The sequence below is a fragment of the Segatella bryantii genome, assembly GCF_022024215.1.
GTDB classification, from domain to species: domain Bacteria; phylum Bacteroidota; class Bacteroidia; order Bacteroidales; family Bacteroidaceae; genus Prevotella; species Prevotella bryantii.
On the sequence record NZ_CP091797.1, the window covers coordinates 816356 to 832205 of the forward strand.

A 15850-nucleotide genomic window follows, 5' to 3' on the forward strand; every position below is an offset into this window, starting at 1 on the left:
TAAAAGCTCCATTTTTTCTTCTAGATGAGTAGGTTGAGAAGAGGCCTTTTTTTTGATTTTTTCTTTTCAATCTGCAGGATAGCAAGGTTGGCACAACGAATAATATGTGTCTAAAATTAGTTATTTTCGATTACTTATCAAGTTTAGTAAAGGAAAGAGTTCATAAAATGCTTAACCTATTATGCACGAAATATCAAATAAATACTTTACTTTTGATAAAAATAAGTACCTTTGCAAGGTTATAAGTGAGAATTTATACAGGAATGGAATTAAACTGAATCATTCAACCTTAACAAGAATATAACCATATGAAGAAAAAGACATTACTCTTAGTTCTCTACCCTTTGCTGGCCACCGCTAGCTGGGCACAGAAAGTCGTATTTTACACCCCTAACACTGTCCGCATCATCAAGGACAATGGTGTAAAAGAGGAAAAGAAATCACTCGTAGTCATCGCACAACCTAAACCGGTGAAAGTAACCCAAACCAAGAAAGGAACCGCCACCGTGTATCAATCATCAGCTCTCAAAGTTACAGTGCAAGATGGCAAGGTAACCTTTGCCGACAACAAAGGCAATATTCTCACCAGCGAAGGAGAAACCACATTCACCCCTATAACCACGAACCTCGACCGCGGTTCGTTTAAGGTAAAACAAACTTTCGCTGTCGATGCAGACGAAAGTATTTACGGAGTTGGCCTTTTACAAAACGGCAAGATGAGTCAGCGCGGCGAGAATCGACGCATGATACAAAGCAACTTGGAAGACTTTGCCCATTTTTATCAGAGCATCAAAGGCTATGGTATCTTTTGGGATAATTATTCACCTACCCAGTTGATTACCCCAGCCGAAGGAGAAGCAGGTCATGTCGTTTTGGAATCAGAAGTGGGCAAACTCGCCGACTATTACTTTATCTATGGTGGCAATGCCGATGGAGTAATTGCTGAGATGCGACACCTTTCTGGAGAAGTACCTATGCTCCCTCTGTGGACATACGGTTTCCATCAGAGTAGAGAACGCTACAAGACCCAACAGGAGCTGCTGGATGTAGTACACAAGTATCGCGACCTCAAAGTGCCTTTCGATGGTATAATTCAAGACTGGCAATACTGGGGCAGCAACTACACTTGGAATGCTATGGAGTTTATCAACCCAGACTTCGATCGCGCCCAACAGATGATTGACGAGGTACACAAACAGAAAGCTCACATGAGCATCTCTATATGGGCTTCTTTCGGACCCGAGACTAAGGCTTACCGAGATATGAAGAAAAAGGGACTCCTGCTCGACTTCGAGACATGGCCTCAGAGCGGTCTGACACAATGGCCTCCACGCATGGACTACCCAAGTGGTGTACGTTGTTACGATGCCTACAGCAGTGAGGCACGTGATATCTACTGGAAATATCTCAGTAATCTTTACAATATGGGTATTGATGCTTGGTGGATGGACTCCACCGACCCCGACCATCTCAGCTACAAAGAGAGCGACTTAGATCAGCCTACATCCATGGGCTCTTATCGCAGTGTCCGCAATGCGTACCCACTCATGACGGTGGGCGGAGTTTACGACCACCAACGCGCCACAACCCGTGATAAGCGAGTATTCATCCTCACCCGCTCTTACTTTGCCGGTCAGCAGCGTTATGGTGCCAACACCTGGAGCGGCGATATCAGCTCTTCATGGGAGAGTTTTCGTAAACAAGTACCTATCTGCCTCAACTATACCCTCACCGCCAACCCTAACGTGAACACCGATATCGGTGGGTTCTTCGCCGGTTCATATAATACGCAAGGCTTCAACTCAGCCACTCGCAACCCACAATATCAAGAACTTTACGTTCGCTGGATGCAGTTTGGCGCTTTCACTCCGATGATGCGTAGCCATGGCACAGACGTCTATCGCGAACTCTACTATTTCGGTAAATCTGGCGAACCTATTTACGATGCTTTAGTAGATGCCGTGAAACTTCGCTATCGCTTTCTTCCTTACATCTACAGTCAGTCATGGCAGGTAACGAAATACAACGATTCTTTCATGCGAGCTCTTTTCATGGATTTCAAAGATGACAAACAGACATGGAACAACAACCGCCAGTATCTCTTCGGCCATAACGTACTCGTCTGCCCTGTCGTTAACCCACTCTACACCACAGAGAAGATTGTACGCACCGACCCGTTGGGTGGATGGGACCGCAAAGACGGAAAACGCGAGACTTACGCTGCAGTAGACTGGAAAGCGAACAAAACCTTCAGCGTCTATCTACCCGCAGGCGCCATGTGGTACGATTATTGGACCGGTAGACGCTACAATGGTGGACAGACTCTCACTGCCAATGCACCTATCAGTCATTCACCACTTTATATTAAGGCCGGTTCAATCCTTCCACTTGGTCCCGACGTGCAGTATGCCAACGAGAACCACTATGACAATCTTGACATCGTGGTTTATCCTGGTGCTGATGCCTCTTTCACTCTTTATGAAGACGAGGGCGACAACTACAACTACGAGAAGGGTATCTACTCTACCATACCACTCACTTGGAACGACAAAACGAAGACGCTCACCATCGGCAAGCGCAAAGGAACCTTCCCAGGCATGCTACAGACACGCACTTTCCGCGTGAAGGTGATTGGTGGAATAGAAAAGACCGTTACTTACACAGGTAAGGGGATTAATGTAAAATAGAAAGATCTACAGCTATCGAAAACGTCAAGATCAGAAGCAGCTTTTGGCATTTCCACAACAATAGCTAGCGTTAAATTTTATAAAAATAGTTATATAGTATTTTTTTGATTTACAGATTATGTAAATCAAAAAAAAATATTTGTACCTTTGCAAAAAATTTGAGAAGAGTGAAAATATCATTTGGTACAAAAAAGCTTGAAGACTATGCCTCGGACGAAAAAAAACGTATCAAGAAACTCGGCCCATTAAGAGCTCGTTTGTATAAGCAGAGACTAGATGATCTCTACACAGCCAGCACTTTGGAAGAGGTCAGATACTTGCCAGGTCACTACCACGAACTAGTTGGCAATAAAAAAGGCCAATGGGCATGCGACCTGGATCAGCCTTACAGACTAATTTTCACTCCAACGGCACATCCTATTCCAACGGATTCTAACGGCAAGTATATTTGGATAGAGATTGATAGTATTGAAATAGAAGAAATAGACAACTACCACGGCAAATAACATTTAAAACAAAAAGAATATGGCAACAAAGAACTTATATATCCCAGAAAATGTTTCTCACCCAGGAACTACCTTAAATGAGAAAATGAAAGAAATGGGTATGTCTGTTAAGGAGTTCGCAGTGCGCACTTCTAAACCAGAGAAGACTATAATTGCCATTATTAAAGGCATCAGTTCTATTACCCCAGAAATGGCTGTAACTTTCGAAAGCGTCACAAAAATTCCTGCTAATTTCTGGATGAATAGGCAACGCATATATGACGAATGCCTTGCTCGATCAAAGCGTCGAGAGCAAATTGCATCTTTTGCGGAATGGGCTAAAAAATTTCCATATACAGACATGGTCAATCAAGGCTGGATTGAAAAGAAAACTGTTCAAGATGAGAAAACTGCAGTCATTCTTGACTTCTTCGGAGTAAGTTCACCCAGTGCTTGGGAGAATTACTATATGAATCAGCAATTAAAAGTTGCTTTTCGCATTTCCCTGGCTACAACAAAAGAACCGTATGCCATTTCTGCATGGTTAAGAAAAGGTGAACTTCAAGCATCGGAGATCAACATAAAAGTTAAATACTCCGAAAATTTGCTACGAAGTAAACTATCAGCTATGAAAGAACTTATGCGAAAGGAGCCTAATAACTTTCCAAAGCAACTACAATCCTTATGTGCAGAATGTGGAATAAAGCTCATCTACACTCCGTGCCTGAGAAAAGCCCCAATCAGCGGCTCAACAAGATGGATTAACAATATCCCATGCATTCAACTTTCAGGAAGAAGCAAAAGATATGATACATTTTGGTTCTCTTTCTTCCATGAAATAGGACATATTCTCCTACATGGAAAGAAAGACATATTTCTTGAAGACATCGATTATAATGAAGAACAATTGAAAAAGGAAAAACAGGCCAATGAGTTCTCATCAAATGTCTTATTGACAGAAAAGGAAACCAATCTCATTATTGCAAGCAACGATTTTGAATCAACAGCCCTAAAGCATTATGCGGCAACATTCAATACCCACCCTGCTATCATTGTAGGAAGGTTACAGCATCTAGGAATTTTACCATTTGCAATGCATGTAGAAAGTTTCGAACTATTCAATTAGAAAGTAAAGCTTTTTATCAAAGGCAGGAATTTGATTTCCTGCCTTTTTTACTATAATGAGCAGATAAAAAAACTCATCTAGACTTATAATTCTAAATTAAGGAATTGAACAAAATCAGCAGATTTTAATAAGAAATTATTGCTGTCCGCTAAAACTTTTTAATCCACATAAAAATTAAGGTCGGTATCCTCGCTTGGATTCCGACCTTTTTGTTATCTTTGTTTTTGCGACAAAACATCAATAACATGAAAACAAGTTGTGTATCAATAGTCCTTTTTACGTTGATACACGGCTTCTTTGGAAACAAACAATCACCCCAAAAGTTGATTTAAAAATAGGCAAAAGATAATTTATCAATAGTTTTTTGTACCTTCGTATCCAATTTTTAGTTATTAACTCATTTTTGAACCTCAAAACAATTTAATATTGGTAGATGGACAAGATAAAACCATGTCCATAGATTTCTTCAATTATAATACAAAAACCAAGGTTTATTCTGTTCGATATCATGGCAACCCCACATTCTACCATTATGAATGGCATAGAGTAAAATGGATAAAACAAGCTAAAATATTCGAGGGTGAAAAACATAAGGTCATTTACAAAGGTAAATTACTTCAAAATATTGAGTACATTTCATTCTTTCTTGTTAACGGGAAAAAGTATTTTCATGTTAAATTCAACAACGGGAAAATTTTACCGATGTGTGGATTAGAAACTGTAAAACAATGCTTAAAAGATAAGCATAGTCGTGAGGTTTTTACATATTTAATGGAAATAGCATCTTGCAACCATCTTGGTCTTTCTAAGATAACTAATGATGAAGACCAAGAAGCAGAAGATAATTTGGAAAATAACAATATTCTATTAAATTATTATAATGATATCAAAGAAAAAGGTATCGAAAGATGTTTTTTCAAGAAGAATATCAAAAAAAAGAAAAAGCCTATCCACCTAAAATCAAAGATTGGATTAATTCTGGTACCTCACGGTTATTGGAAGCAACGGGCCAGCAGGCCTATTACCGCCATGTGGGCGGGATAGTAATAGTAGAAGAACTTGCCGAGCCACTTCAGCCGTCCTCGCTGGCCGTTGTACATCGCCAGCAGCGGTACTGCCAGCCAGCAGGCCAGGTGGACCATGCCGTAGGTGGGACTGTGGAATATGAAGAAGGCGACGGCGTAGAGCGAGATGATGGCCATCATCCAGAGCATCTGCTTGTGGAAGCAGCCCCGGTTCCGGCCTATCATGAGTATGGCCAGCGGGGCGGCACAACTCCAGTCGGAGGTGCAGGTGAGCAGGCAGGCCACCAACGTAACACCGACCTTCTGCCATCGGGCAAGTCGCTCCATGTCCCATACTTTCAGCAGTATCAGCCCCCAGAGCAGCGGCCAGGCGATGCTCGTGGCATTGAAGAGCAGGTTGCCGAGCGGGTTGAAGCCCGACATGTTGAAATAGCAGAAGGCGAAGTGGCTCACCACGGCCAGCATGAGCAGACGGCGTAGGTAGCGGCGGAAGTCGTGCGTGTGGTGATAGCCCTCGGCCACGAAGAATATCATCATCGGTGCCGTCAGCCGTCCGATGCAGTGCAGGAATATCTGCGTCGGCGTCTCTGCCTGCTCGTAGGTCTCAATGCCCACCCAAGCCAGGTGGTCGATCGTCATGGCGACGATGGCGATGACCTTCAGTGCGTTGCCGCTCAGTCCTTTTTCCGTCATTACTCTAATCATAATGTTTACGATGTTATCCAGTTCTTCATTTTTATGAAAGGAAACGGGGATGTACCCCGTCTCCTCGTCGTGATAGTTATTACTTGATAGTTATCTTTTGTCCGTGATGTATATACACGCCAGGCTGCGTGGGCTTGCGACCTATCTTAAAGCCTTGGAGGGTCCACCAGTCGGAGTCGTCATTGTCGTCTGTGACAATCGAACTGATGCCAGACAGCGCACTGCTCAGGTCTAGGACGTAAGGCTCCCACGATGTGCCGATGTTAGCATCGCTGACGTATGTCTGCGTGTTGTCGATGTCGATGATCTTGCCGTCGATGCAGGTGCGCAGCACCATGGACTGTCCGGCTCCGTCGCCACTGATGACAAGGTAGTAGAGGGCGTTGTCGCTGGCGCGTGTTGCACCGCGGCACTCGTCACCGATGAAGGCGGCCACCTCGGCGGTGTCAACCACAGCGTCTCCGTCACGCAGCTGAATGGCCATCGTCATGTTGCTCGGATAGAGGCCCAGGGGCACGGGATTGAAGATGCGCAGGTCTTCGGTTGCACCCCGTGATGCTGCCATGCGGGTATTTACCCTTGCAGCCGATGCTGCCGTTTCCGTCGGATAGAGGAACGACTTTGTGTCGTTGGCGTTGCTGTAGTACAGGTAGCCGCGTCCACTCTCCAAGGCCTTCAGACTGCCTTCCCAGCCGTATTCGCTGTAGATGGCCACGCCCGTCTGCGACTTCACGATGTCGCCCTTCTGCGGATTGGCGGCAGCCAGCGCTTCATCCACGGTCATCGTCGTCAGCGGTGTGTAGGCTATCCAGTTCCAGCCCTTCGCCAGCGTGACGGCCCTCTCCTTGTCCTCCTTCAGCTGTCGGCCCGACACGGCGAGCAGGCTGTTAGGCTCATCCTGCTTCGTGGTTGGCAGGCGGTCTATCTTCAGCTTGTACATCTCGTTGGCCTTCGCACTCTTGAGCGTGCCGCCGCCCCACTGGGCACCGTTGTAGTCGTTCCAATTATCACGGCTCTTGAGCAGCATGCTCCACTCCGCGTATGCGCCGAACACATGGTCGAGGTAGGTGCTCTGCGGCTCCACGCCGAAAGCTATCCAGTTCCAGTTCTGGTGGATGGGGATGAGCTGCTCCACGTTCTCGCTCTTCGTCCAGATGGCGGGCGTGTCGAAGTCACCCAGTATCTTATCCTGGCCGAAGATGACGGTGGTCACGGTGGAGTCCTTCATGGCAGCGGTCTTCACCGTCACGGCGATATTGGCGTCGGTGTAGGCCACGCCCTTCGATGCATCCCAGATGCGGAAGCTCACTTCCTTGCCCATGTCGTACCGCTTGTTGTCGGTGCCATAGACGTTCATCGTCACGTAGGCCGCGCCGCGCACCTTCTCGGGCGATGCCACGCCTCGGCACTCATTGCCGATGAAGGCGGCCACCATGCTCTCCGGGTTCTCCATCAGGATGCCACCGATATACACCTGTCCGATAATCGACATGTTGTGGTCGTACTTCGTCGGGTCAACGGCCCACTGCGGTTTCTCGCCGCGTACCTTCATCACGATGCGCAGCGGTTCCAGAATGCCGTTGTTGCCCAACAGACCGATGACCACGTCGTAGTTGCCCACGGGCACCAGCGGGTTCACCTCGAAGCGCAGCGTCTTCGTCTTCAGCGGACTCACGTCGTCCGTGCGTTCGCTGTCGACGAGCGAGAGCCACTGCGGCATATTATATAAGGTATATAGCTCGGTGCTGCCACTCTTGTTCTCGATGTCCACGTCGAAGGTATAGTCGTCGCCGTACTTCTTGATGATGTTCACCGAGTCCTTCATCCACGTCAGCGTGTTCTGCTGCACGTAGGCCGTCCAGCGGATGGGCAGCGAGGTGTTGCCGTGCAGGTCGCGGATCTGGTCCACGGTGATGTTGAGCGTGGTGCCCTCGATACGGCGCAGCCGGCTATTCTCTCCAGTGAGGTTGATGATGAGCTTGCGCTCCGAGGCGACGGGTGTGGTGTTAATGGGTGTTTCGTCGGGAGCGTTCTTCAGGGGCGGTGCGAAGCGCGAGAAGGTGGCGAGGGTGGTGTCTATCACGGCGGGTAAACCGCTGAGCGCACTGGGATGAGCCATGTTCTCCAAGGTCTGCACCTTCGTGGAGACACCATTGTCTTTGCCCGTCTTCTCGAAGGGATAGTAGGCCACAAGGCCGCGACTGTAGATGTCGGCGGTGTCGATGGTGTTGTACATGTTCTGCTGCAGACGGCTCTCGCTGAGCGAGGCGTGCCAGATGCGCAGTTCATCGACCCAGGAATCCTTGGCATCCTTGCCCACGACGAGCACGGAGCCTTCCAATGGCGGCACATCGGTCTCGGCGATGACGGCTGTGCGCTGGCCGTTGAGATAGAAGCTGGCTGCCTGGCCGCGCACCACGTTGAGTGCCAGATGACGCCAGTCCATGACTTCGGGGAAGTCCTCGGCACTGGCCACCATGATGGAATCCTTGTCGTAGTTGAGAATCAGGTTCTTCTTCCCGTCGTAGTGCAGCTTCAGTTTGTTGTGCTGCTGCTGGTCTTTGCCTTGGTTGGGCGTGGTCGTCTCGAATACCACATCCTTGCCGTCATAGTCGCTGATTCGATGCCACAACTCTATGGCATAGCTGTCGCCGGGCCTGGTGGTGATTTGTGTGATGTCGATCTTCGCACCCTCGTTGTCGTCCATGCGCAGGCCGTAGTTCACGTTCTCCAAGAGCCAGCGGTCGGGAACGGAGAAGTCGTGGGTGTGGCGCTTGTCGGCGGCCGTGAAGCCGTGGCCCTCGTCAAATGGCCAGTAGTTGGCCAGTCCATAGACGTAGCTGTCCTTGGCTTGATCCTTGGTGGCGGTGGCCTTGTGAACGTCGCGATAGATATTGTAGAGGCTCAGCGAGTGGATGTCGGCGTCGATGCCGCCGAGGTAGAGGTGATAGTCATCGGTATAGCTGAAGGCCTCCAGGTCCTTCAGCTCCACGGGGCGGTCCTCGAACAGCATCACGTTACCGGCCTGGTCTGCCGACGCCTCCATGTCGAAGGTCATGGTACTGGCCTTGTAACTCAGTGCCACGAAGGTCCACTCGTCCTTGGGCATGGGGCGGTCGCTCACATGCTGTGTCCCGCCCACGGTAGCCACCACGTAGCCGTCGTCGCGGACGTTGAGTGCAAATCTCGAATTTGTCTTGCCTAAGGACAAGAGCGTGCCGCTGTCACGGCGGTAGAGCCAGAAGTCGATGGAGAAGTCGCCCTGCAGGAACACGGGGTTCACCGTGCGCGGTGCTTCGCCGAAAGGCATCAGCTGCAGTGCCACCTCATGGTCCACCTGCGTGTCGTTGAGCTTGGCGGTGACGATGACATTGTTGTCGCTCACGTAGCCCGGCACGATGTCCTCGTTGAACTCGATGACCAGCTGGTCGCCGTAGCCCAAGATGCCGTTAGCAGGTGTAGGTGTGAAGATGTTGATGGGTCGGGTGATGTCCTTGACGACGTTGATGACGTCGCTATAGACCTGCACCTGTTCGTTGCCGTAGGGTGTGGTGGTGAAGGCGCGGAACTCGTAGTTGCCCTCGGGGTAGCTCTGGTCGCTAATCATTTTAAGTTCCAGCGGCAGGTCGCCCGTGGCAGGCAGCAGGTTGTAGTTGGCATTGAGCGAGTCGGCCTTGTTGGTCACCCACGTATGCAGGGCCGTCCACTGCGTGTTGCCCTGGAAACGGTACTGCACGCCCACGTTCTTCAGGTTCTTGAACTGGCGGTTGAAGCCCTTCACCTTCATCTCCAGACGGGCACTGTCCGTCTGGCAATTCACCACCGGCTCGGTGATTGCCAGTTCCACGGGCGATGACGAGGGCTTGAAATGTACGCTCAACTTAGCGATATCGTGAATCTTGATGGCCTGATATGCTGACGAGAACCACAGTTCGATGTTCTCATAGTCGAGCACGCTCTGGTCAGTCTGTCGAACGGTGATTACCTTCTTCACCGTCTCGCCGGCGGGGATGAATATGCCTCGTCCATTGGCAGGCACACCGTCCATCAGTATCTCCAGTCCATGCTGGTTGGTGCCTTCCGCAACCGACAGATTATAGGTAAAGTCGAAGCCCTGTGTGGTGGTACTGATGTTCGACAGATGCAGGGTAAACTGCCCTGTCTGTCCGGCGGGTATGTCGGTCAGTACGGCACTCTTGACAGCGATGCCGCCGTCAGTGCTGATTTGTATGTCGGGATTCTCCATCTGTTCCGTTCCGTTGGAGAGAATGTGCTGTCCCGGCTCGTAGTACTGGGTCTTCTCTTCCTTCTGATAGGGATTGTAGCTTTGTCCGCCGAAGATACTGAAGATGTCGCTCCAGCCCGTAGGCGACTTGTAGATATCCACTGAGAAGTCGGTGCCCTTGTTGCCGTCATCAAAGGTGTAGTCGAACTCGGCATAGTCCTTCGTATTCTCGTCGTAGTCGCTCTCAGTGGTGGAGTAAGCCCAACCGTTCTCTGTGTCGACTGACATCTTCGTCTTGAACTGTATGGAAGCGGCCGTGTTTTTCGTTGAGAAACCACCCTTTACGATACCTCCCAGATTGTGCGAATAGTTGTGTTTCACCACTTTGGTCGTATCATTGCGGGCTGTGTAGGAGTAGCCCGATCCACCATCGAACGAGATGTTGCGCTGCCAGTATTTGTCGCGATTCTCAATAGCCGTCACCTTGTCGTATTCGTTGTTGTAGAGGACCTTTTGCCAGCTTTCTATCTGATTGTTGCACCAGGCCACCTTGTCTTCGGCCACAAAATCTGTGAGGCTCTCCCATGCGGCGGGTGTCACCTGCACGTAGGTGCCCTCCTGTCCGTAGCTTGTATCATCCTCCTTGACCCATGTGGCATAGAGCACCTCGCTCGTGTTATTCACGAAAGCGCGGGCTTCGGCCTCAGTATCGAAGTGCTGCGTGAGGTAGCCATTGCGTGTCTCCCGCCACTTCGGAATCATCACCTCTTCAATCTCGTAGGTGGAGTACATGAACTTTGTTGTCACGCTGTCGCCCAGGCTGGTAGCCACATCGTCTTTCAGTTCGAAGGGCGCCGTCTCGTTGTCGCGGAAGAATCCCACCTTGCGGCATTTGCCCATGAGCAGGTTGGTGCTGTAGCCTATGAAGACATCGCCATTCGATCCGCAATAGTCCTTAGTGGCACCGGTGGATACCTGCTCGGTAGCGGTCAGCGTCCACGTCTTTTCGGTCGATGAGTTCTTGTTCCACGTATAGTGAATGCCACCGCCTATATCAGAGGTATTGTCAAGGTCTGTGGTCTCGTAGTAGAGTCCGAAGCCCGACATGAATCTCACCTTCGCACCTAAGTTTGCCTCATACATTATCTTCTCGCTGCCATAGCCTCCGCTGGTGGAACTTCTCACCTTCGTCTTGGTCGAGCCAGTCTTCCACACGGTCTTCGACTTAGCGCCTGGCGGGTCGCGCAGCACCATCAGCACCTGGTCGGGGCCATTGGTGACGAAGTTGTTGCCGATAGGAAGACTGCCCACGACGATGGCATTTATGCCATTGGGGGCGTAGGTACGTCCTTTGCGCTCCAGCGTGATGCCCAGATGACGGGTGTACGGACTGACGACGTTGGGTGCTCCGGCATTCCACTTGAAGGCGTAGCGTCCCAGTGAGTCAAGCATCAATTGGTTCTTCTTCAGGTCGTACACCTGGCCCAACCGGTATTCGGTTTCACCGGGCGGAAGCACGGCCACGATGGTCTGGTCGCTCGACATCTCGTTGGCCACAGTAATAACCTGGCCGGCGAGGGGGATGGTGTCGTTGGCAGCCTCTCCGTTGTCGTAGTTCGTATAGACCTCATAGCCGTAGAGTTCTGTGTGATATTCATCGCCCATCTTATAGATAGGATAACCGTACTTGTAGCTGACGGCACCTTCATCCGTGCGTGTCCACAGGTCGCTGACGGTAAACTTGCCCAGTTCGTCCTCACCCTTGTATTCCTGTATGCCGAAGACGTCCTTGCCACTCTTGGGCTGGCTGATGTCCACCTGAGGTGTGGCAAAGTAGGTTTGCACAAGTTTGGTGTGGTACTTATACTTGTTTAGCACGGAGTCGCCCCGTTCATCCACCTGCCACAACGAGTCGATCTGCTCCTTCAGCACGTTGCTCAAGTCTATCTCTGGCAGGATATTGAACTCTATGTCGGGGTTCTTAGGTATCTCGATGTTCTTCACGATGTACTTCAGCGGTGGCAACTTGGCCGAGAACTCGCCCGTCGCGGGGTCGGTATTGATGAATATGTAGCGTGCGTCGCCGCCTTCGAAGCCTGTCCATGCCGTGCTGTTGATGCTCACAGTGTCGCTCTCCCACGTGCGAATCTGGGTAGCCGATGTTTGGGGCTTGCCCTCCACGCGGTTGAACGATAACGATTCGTTGTTCAGTTTCAACGTGATGGTGGCCGTGCCAATGTTGTTCTTCGACGCTCCGAAGCCCACGGCCAGTGTGTCGTTACGTTCGCCGCCACTGACGCGCCCTACAAAGTTCACGAGTGTGGAATCGGAAAAATTATAGGTCACAGGGGCATTGAAGTTACGCTTACCTTTGATAGGGAAGCGGCCCTGATTGACCATCTTGTGATTGCCCAGCTTGGCTTCGACAAAATGCTCGCCTATAGGAACGGAGATTCTGTAGCGGCCTTGTGCATCGCTCTGCTGAACTTCGCCATCGGTGGTCAGCAGCTGACCATCCACATAGAACTGTATGCCCTCGGCAGGAATGTTCGTGCCGGCATAGTAAACGTATCCCTCCATGGGGAACGACGACACATCCTCGAAGTCGATGTTGTTAGCCGTCAGCGAGGTGGGGCTGACGAACATCGAGCGTGTGACGGGATTGAACTGATGCACGCCGTACAGCGGGGCAATCTCGTAGTTGGTGCCGCCTTGCTGGAACGGAATACCGCGTATGATATAGTTGCCATTCTTGTCGGTCACACCGTAGAGACCCAACTGCTGCGGCACGGTGGCCGACGGCGTGGCATTAAGTCCAACCTCAGGATGGTTCAGCTGGTAGATGCCGTCCTGACGGGCCACGTCGAAGGCATAGTCCTTCACACCGAGTCCCTCGTCGAGCGGCCAGTAGAGCACCAAACCGCCCTCCGTACCGCCGAGGATACGGGTGTAGTTGGCTTCCACCTCTTCTTTGCTCAGGGCTCTGTTCCATAGGCGGATGTCGTCAATATAGCCGTTGAAGAACTGGCCCATACCTGCGTACATGCTTTCGATGCCGCCCACAGCGAGGGTGGGATCGCTGCCAATGTTCCAGTCCTTATACTGAGTGCAATCGAGTGTGTACGACAGCAGCGAGTCGGTGCCCACATAACAAGTCAACATGCCGTGGTCATAGACGGCGGTGACGTGGGTAAAGTCGGTGGTGCTGAACGGCAGGCTCTTATTGAAGTGATGCGAGTTCAGCCTATTGTCATAGTGGATGACTCTGTTCAGATAGAAATGTGTGCCGTCGTCGCTCCTCACGCCCAGCTCCAGTCCGTTGCCTAATCGCAGAATGGTTTGGTTGGCGGCTCCTCCGGCATCCACGCTCTTTGGCCGTGCCCAGAACTGTATGGTGAAGGTGCCGTCACCGCTGAGCACGTTGGCGTACTTCTCCTTGTTAGCAGTCGTCCACTGCAAGCCCTTGCCTGCACCCTCGATGTAGCGCGAGAGGAACTGCGGCTGGTCGGTCTGCTCGTCGGCACTGGCCTTGACGAGGTTCACCTTCACGCCATCGACGGCTGTTCCCGAGCCGTAGGAGATGTGACCAGTGATGGTGCCTCGGGCTTGCGAGAAACCAGGGGCGATGACCTCGTCGGTCTTCACGATCTGCTCGTCGCACTTCGCGCCGTAGGCCTGCACGGAGTATTCATAGTACGAGCCGGCCAGCGGACGGTCATCGGTATAGGTGTATTCCGTGGCCGTGCCATGAATCTCGTCGGTGAGCAGCGTCCAGTCTGTATCGCCAATGACGCGGCGCAGCACACGGAAGTAGATATCGTTTGTAACATCGGCCCGCGCCACCTTCCACTTCACGATGACGGTCTTCTCCTCCGTGCCTGTCGATGCCTTCACCTCGCTGATGTAGCTGCCAGCAGGCAGGTTGCCAGTATAGACGTTAGAGTAGAAGTCGCGGTTCATATAGGTGGTTTTTACACGATAGTCCATCATGTCGCACACCGACCCTTCGGCATCGAAGCTGGCCTCCGATGCCTCCGTATCGACCATCATGCTGCTGTCGAGCACGCGCCAGGCACTGCCTGTCTCTGCCGGACGGTATTCAATCGTCCAGTTCTCGCCCGTGGGGGCAGCGCAGTATTCCCACTTCAGGCGCACGGCTCCGTCGTAACTGCGGTCCTGTGTCAGCTTGATGGGCATCTCAAGCTGTGTGCTCACCTGCTGCTCTATCCAGAAGTTCGTCAGTAGCCTTTCGGGGTTTGCCAGCACGCCACTGGTCAGATGGTCCTTGTCGTATTTGTCTGCCAGCACGACGGGCAGGAAGATGACGCGATAGTTGTAGCGTTTATCGTAGTCGATGTCGCTGTCCTCCACCTTGAGGTCGGTGGCATCGCCGTTCATCTCGGCAATGAGGGTGTAGGTGTCTGCTGCCTGACCATCCTCATAGCGGATGACGTACCACTTGCCGTCCGTGCGGCAAGGGCGTGTCACCATGCATTTCACGCCCCTGCCGCTTTGCTCCTCGTAGCGTGTCCAGCGAATGGTGTTCTTCCTGGTCCATTTGTCAAAGTCCACATTGAGGCTCTTTGCGCAGGTGAAAGGGTCAATGATAATCTCTTTCGTCGGCCGGGTGAGTGTGACAGGCGTGTTGCTCAGGTTGTTGGTATTCCCATACGGTGCATATTCGATGGTGGGGGTAAAGCGAATGCCCATCGGATGGAAGTATGCGCCACATATCAGGTGGTGCCACCTTGCAACAGCGTTTCTTTCAACATCTATCATCCCTCCGTGTTCGCCAGTCACAGTGAAGTCAGATACATTCATTGTTTCGTTGATGTATCTGCCGTCATTGACTTTGTCGCCACTAACTTCCCTGTATGTTGTGTAATACTGCTTGACATTGTTGTTCTGGTTGCGCTTGTCATATACGTTCCTGGCCTTGAGACTGATGCAGTAGTCATCGCTCCAGTCCACCTCCAGGTCGGGTATGGGTTCGTTGTCGGCAAACGCCATGTTGAGGTCCTTCTCATATCGGATGTCACCCTGAGGTACATTCTCATGGATATAGTTTATCCACTCCCATATGTCGTATTCCATCCTGATGCGCTTCACACCATCGTCGAAACACCTTTGTATGGGCTTGAACTGGAGGGTCATGTTGCCGCCGGTACTGGCCAAGTCGTAGCCGCTTACCATGACGATGTTACCCCAAGACTCATCCTTGACACTGAAACTGACATTGTTGCTGTTGGAACTTTTGTACCATTCGGCCACCGTGTGCCACTTGTTGTCGCTCGTCTGCAGGTATATCTTTCCGTGATTCTCAAAATAGGCGTGCTGCATGGCCTTGAACTGAAACTCCCAGTAATAGCGGTCGTCAGCAAAGCTAAAGGTCTCGGTGGTCTTGAAATATTCTTTTATATCTTTTACCCCCTCAGCGTTGGTCCAGAAGGTGTAGGTTCCTCCACCGGGGTCATCGTTGGCCCACGTCGTCGGGCTTCCCCCGATGAGCATCACGAGCAAGAGCATCAGCACTTGCAGCCCGAACGCCCTGCGTCCCAACCGCCTGAATCCTTGTTGTTCTTTTGTCTTCATGGTCT

The 15850-nt window shown here is 51.0% G+C and carries 6 protein-coding genes; 4 read left to right on the forward strand and 2 right to left on the reverse strand.

Annotated elements, in window-relative coordinates; translation table 11 throughout:
- The first annotated feature begins 308 nt into the window (after positions 1-308).
- The 4 genes from L6471_RS03130 (at position 309) to L6471_RS03145 (ending at position 5342) form a co-directional block, all read left to right on the forward strand.
- On the forward strand, positions 309-2687 hold the full coding sequence (locus L6471_RS03130; RefSeq protein WP_237796807.1) for a glycoside hydrolase family 31 protein: 2379 nt from the start codon (positions 309-311) through the stop codon (positions 2685-2687).
- 167 nt (positions 2688-2854) lie between these two features.
- Positions 2855-3193: a type II toxin-antitoxin system RelE/ParE family toxin gene (locus L6471_RS03135; protein WP_237796808.1), complete on the forward strand. Its 339-nt coding sequence runs from the start codon at positions 2855-2857 to the stop codon at positions 3191-3193.
- A gap of 19 nt (positions 3194-3212) precedes the next feature.
- Positions 3213-4298 carry an ImmA/IrrE family metallo-endopeptidase gene (locus L6471_RS03140; protein WP_237796809.1) on the forward strand — a complete coding sequence of 362 codons (1086 nt, stop codon included), beginning with the start codon at positions 3213-3215 and terminating at the stop codon, positions 4296-4298.
- A gap of 426 nt (positions 4299-4724) precedes the next feature.
- Positions 4725-5342 (forward strand): hypothetical protein, encoded by a 618-nt coding sequence (locus L6471_RS03145; RefSeq protein WP_237796810.1) that lies wholly within the window; start codon positions 4725-4727, stop codon positions 5340-5342.
- On the opposite strand, the gene L6471_RS03150 is transcribed toward L6471_RS03145, so the two are convergent.
- Together L6471_RS03150 and L6471_RS03155 are read right to left on the reverse strand one after the other, a co-directional pair.
- Complete coding sequence (locus L6471_RS03150) at positions 5291-6016, reverse strand: TraX family protein (RefSeq protein ID WP_094447892.1); 726 nt, start codon at positions 6014-6016, stop codon at positions 5291-5293. The two genes, L6471_RS03145 and L6471_RS03150, sit on opposite strands and share 52 nt — an antisense overlap.
- A gap of 91 nt (positions 6017-6107) precedes the next feature.
- Positions 6108-15845: a LamG domain-containing protein gene (locus L6471_RS03155; RefSeq protein ID WP_237796811.1), complete on the reverse strand. Its 9738-nt coding sequence runs from the start codon at positions 15843-15845 to the stop codon at positions 6108-6110.
- Positions 15846-15850 lie beyond the last annotated feature (5 nt).

What these genes read in the sequence shown, in the direction of transcription:
- L6471_RS03155 (WP_237796811.1), bottom strand. Translation starts at nt 15,845, where the DNA reads ATGAAGACAAAAGAACAACAAGGATTCAGGCGGTTGGGACGCAGGGCG.
- L6471_RS03150 (WP_094447892.1), bottom strand. Translation starts at nt 6,016, where the DNA reads ATGACGGAAAAAGGACTGAGCGGCAACGCACTGAAGGTCATCGCCATC.
- L6471_RS03140 (WP_237796809.1), top strand. Translation starts at nt 3,213, where the DNA reads ATGGCAACAAAGAACTTATATATCCCAGAAAATGTTTCTCACCCAGGA.
- L6471_RS03130 (WP_237796807.1), top strand. Translation starts at nt 309, where the DNA reads ATGAAGAAAAAGACATTACTCTTAGTTCTCTACCCTTTGCTGGCCACC.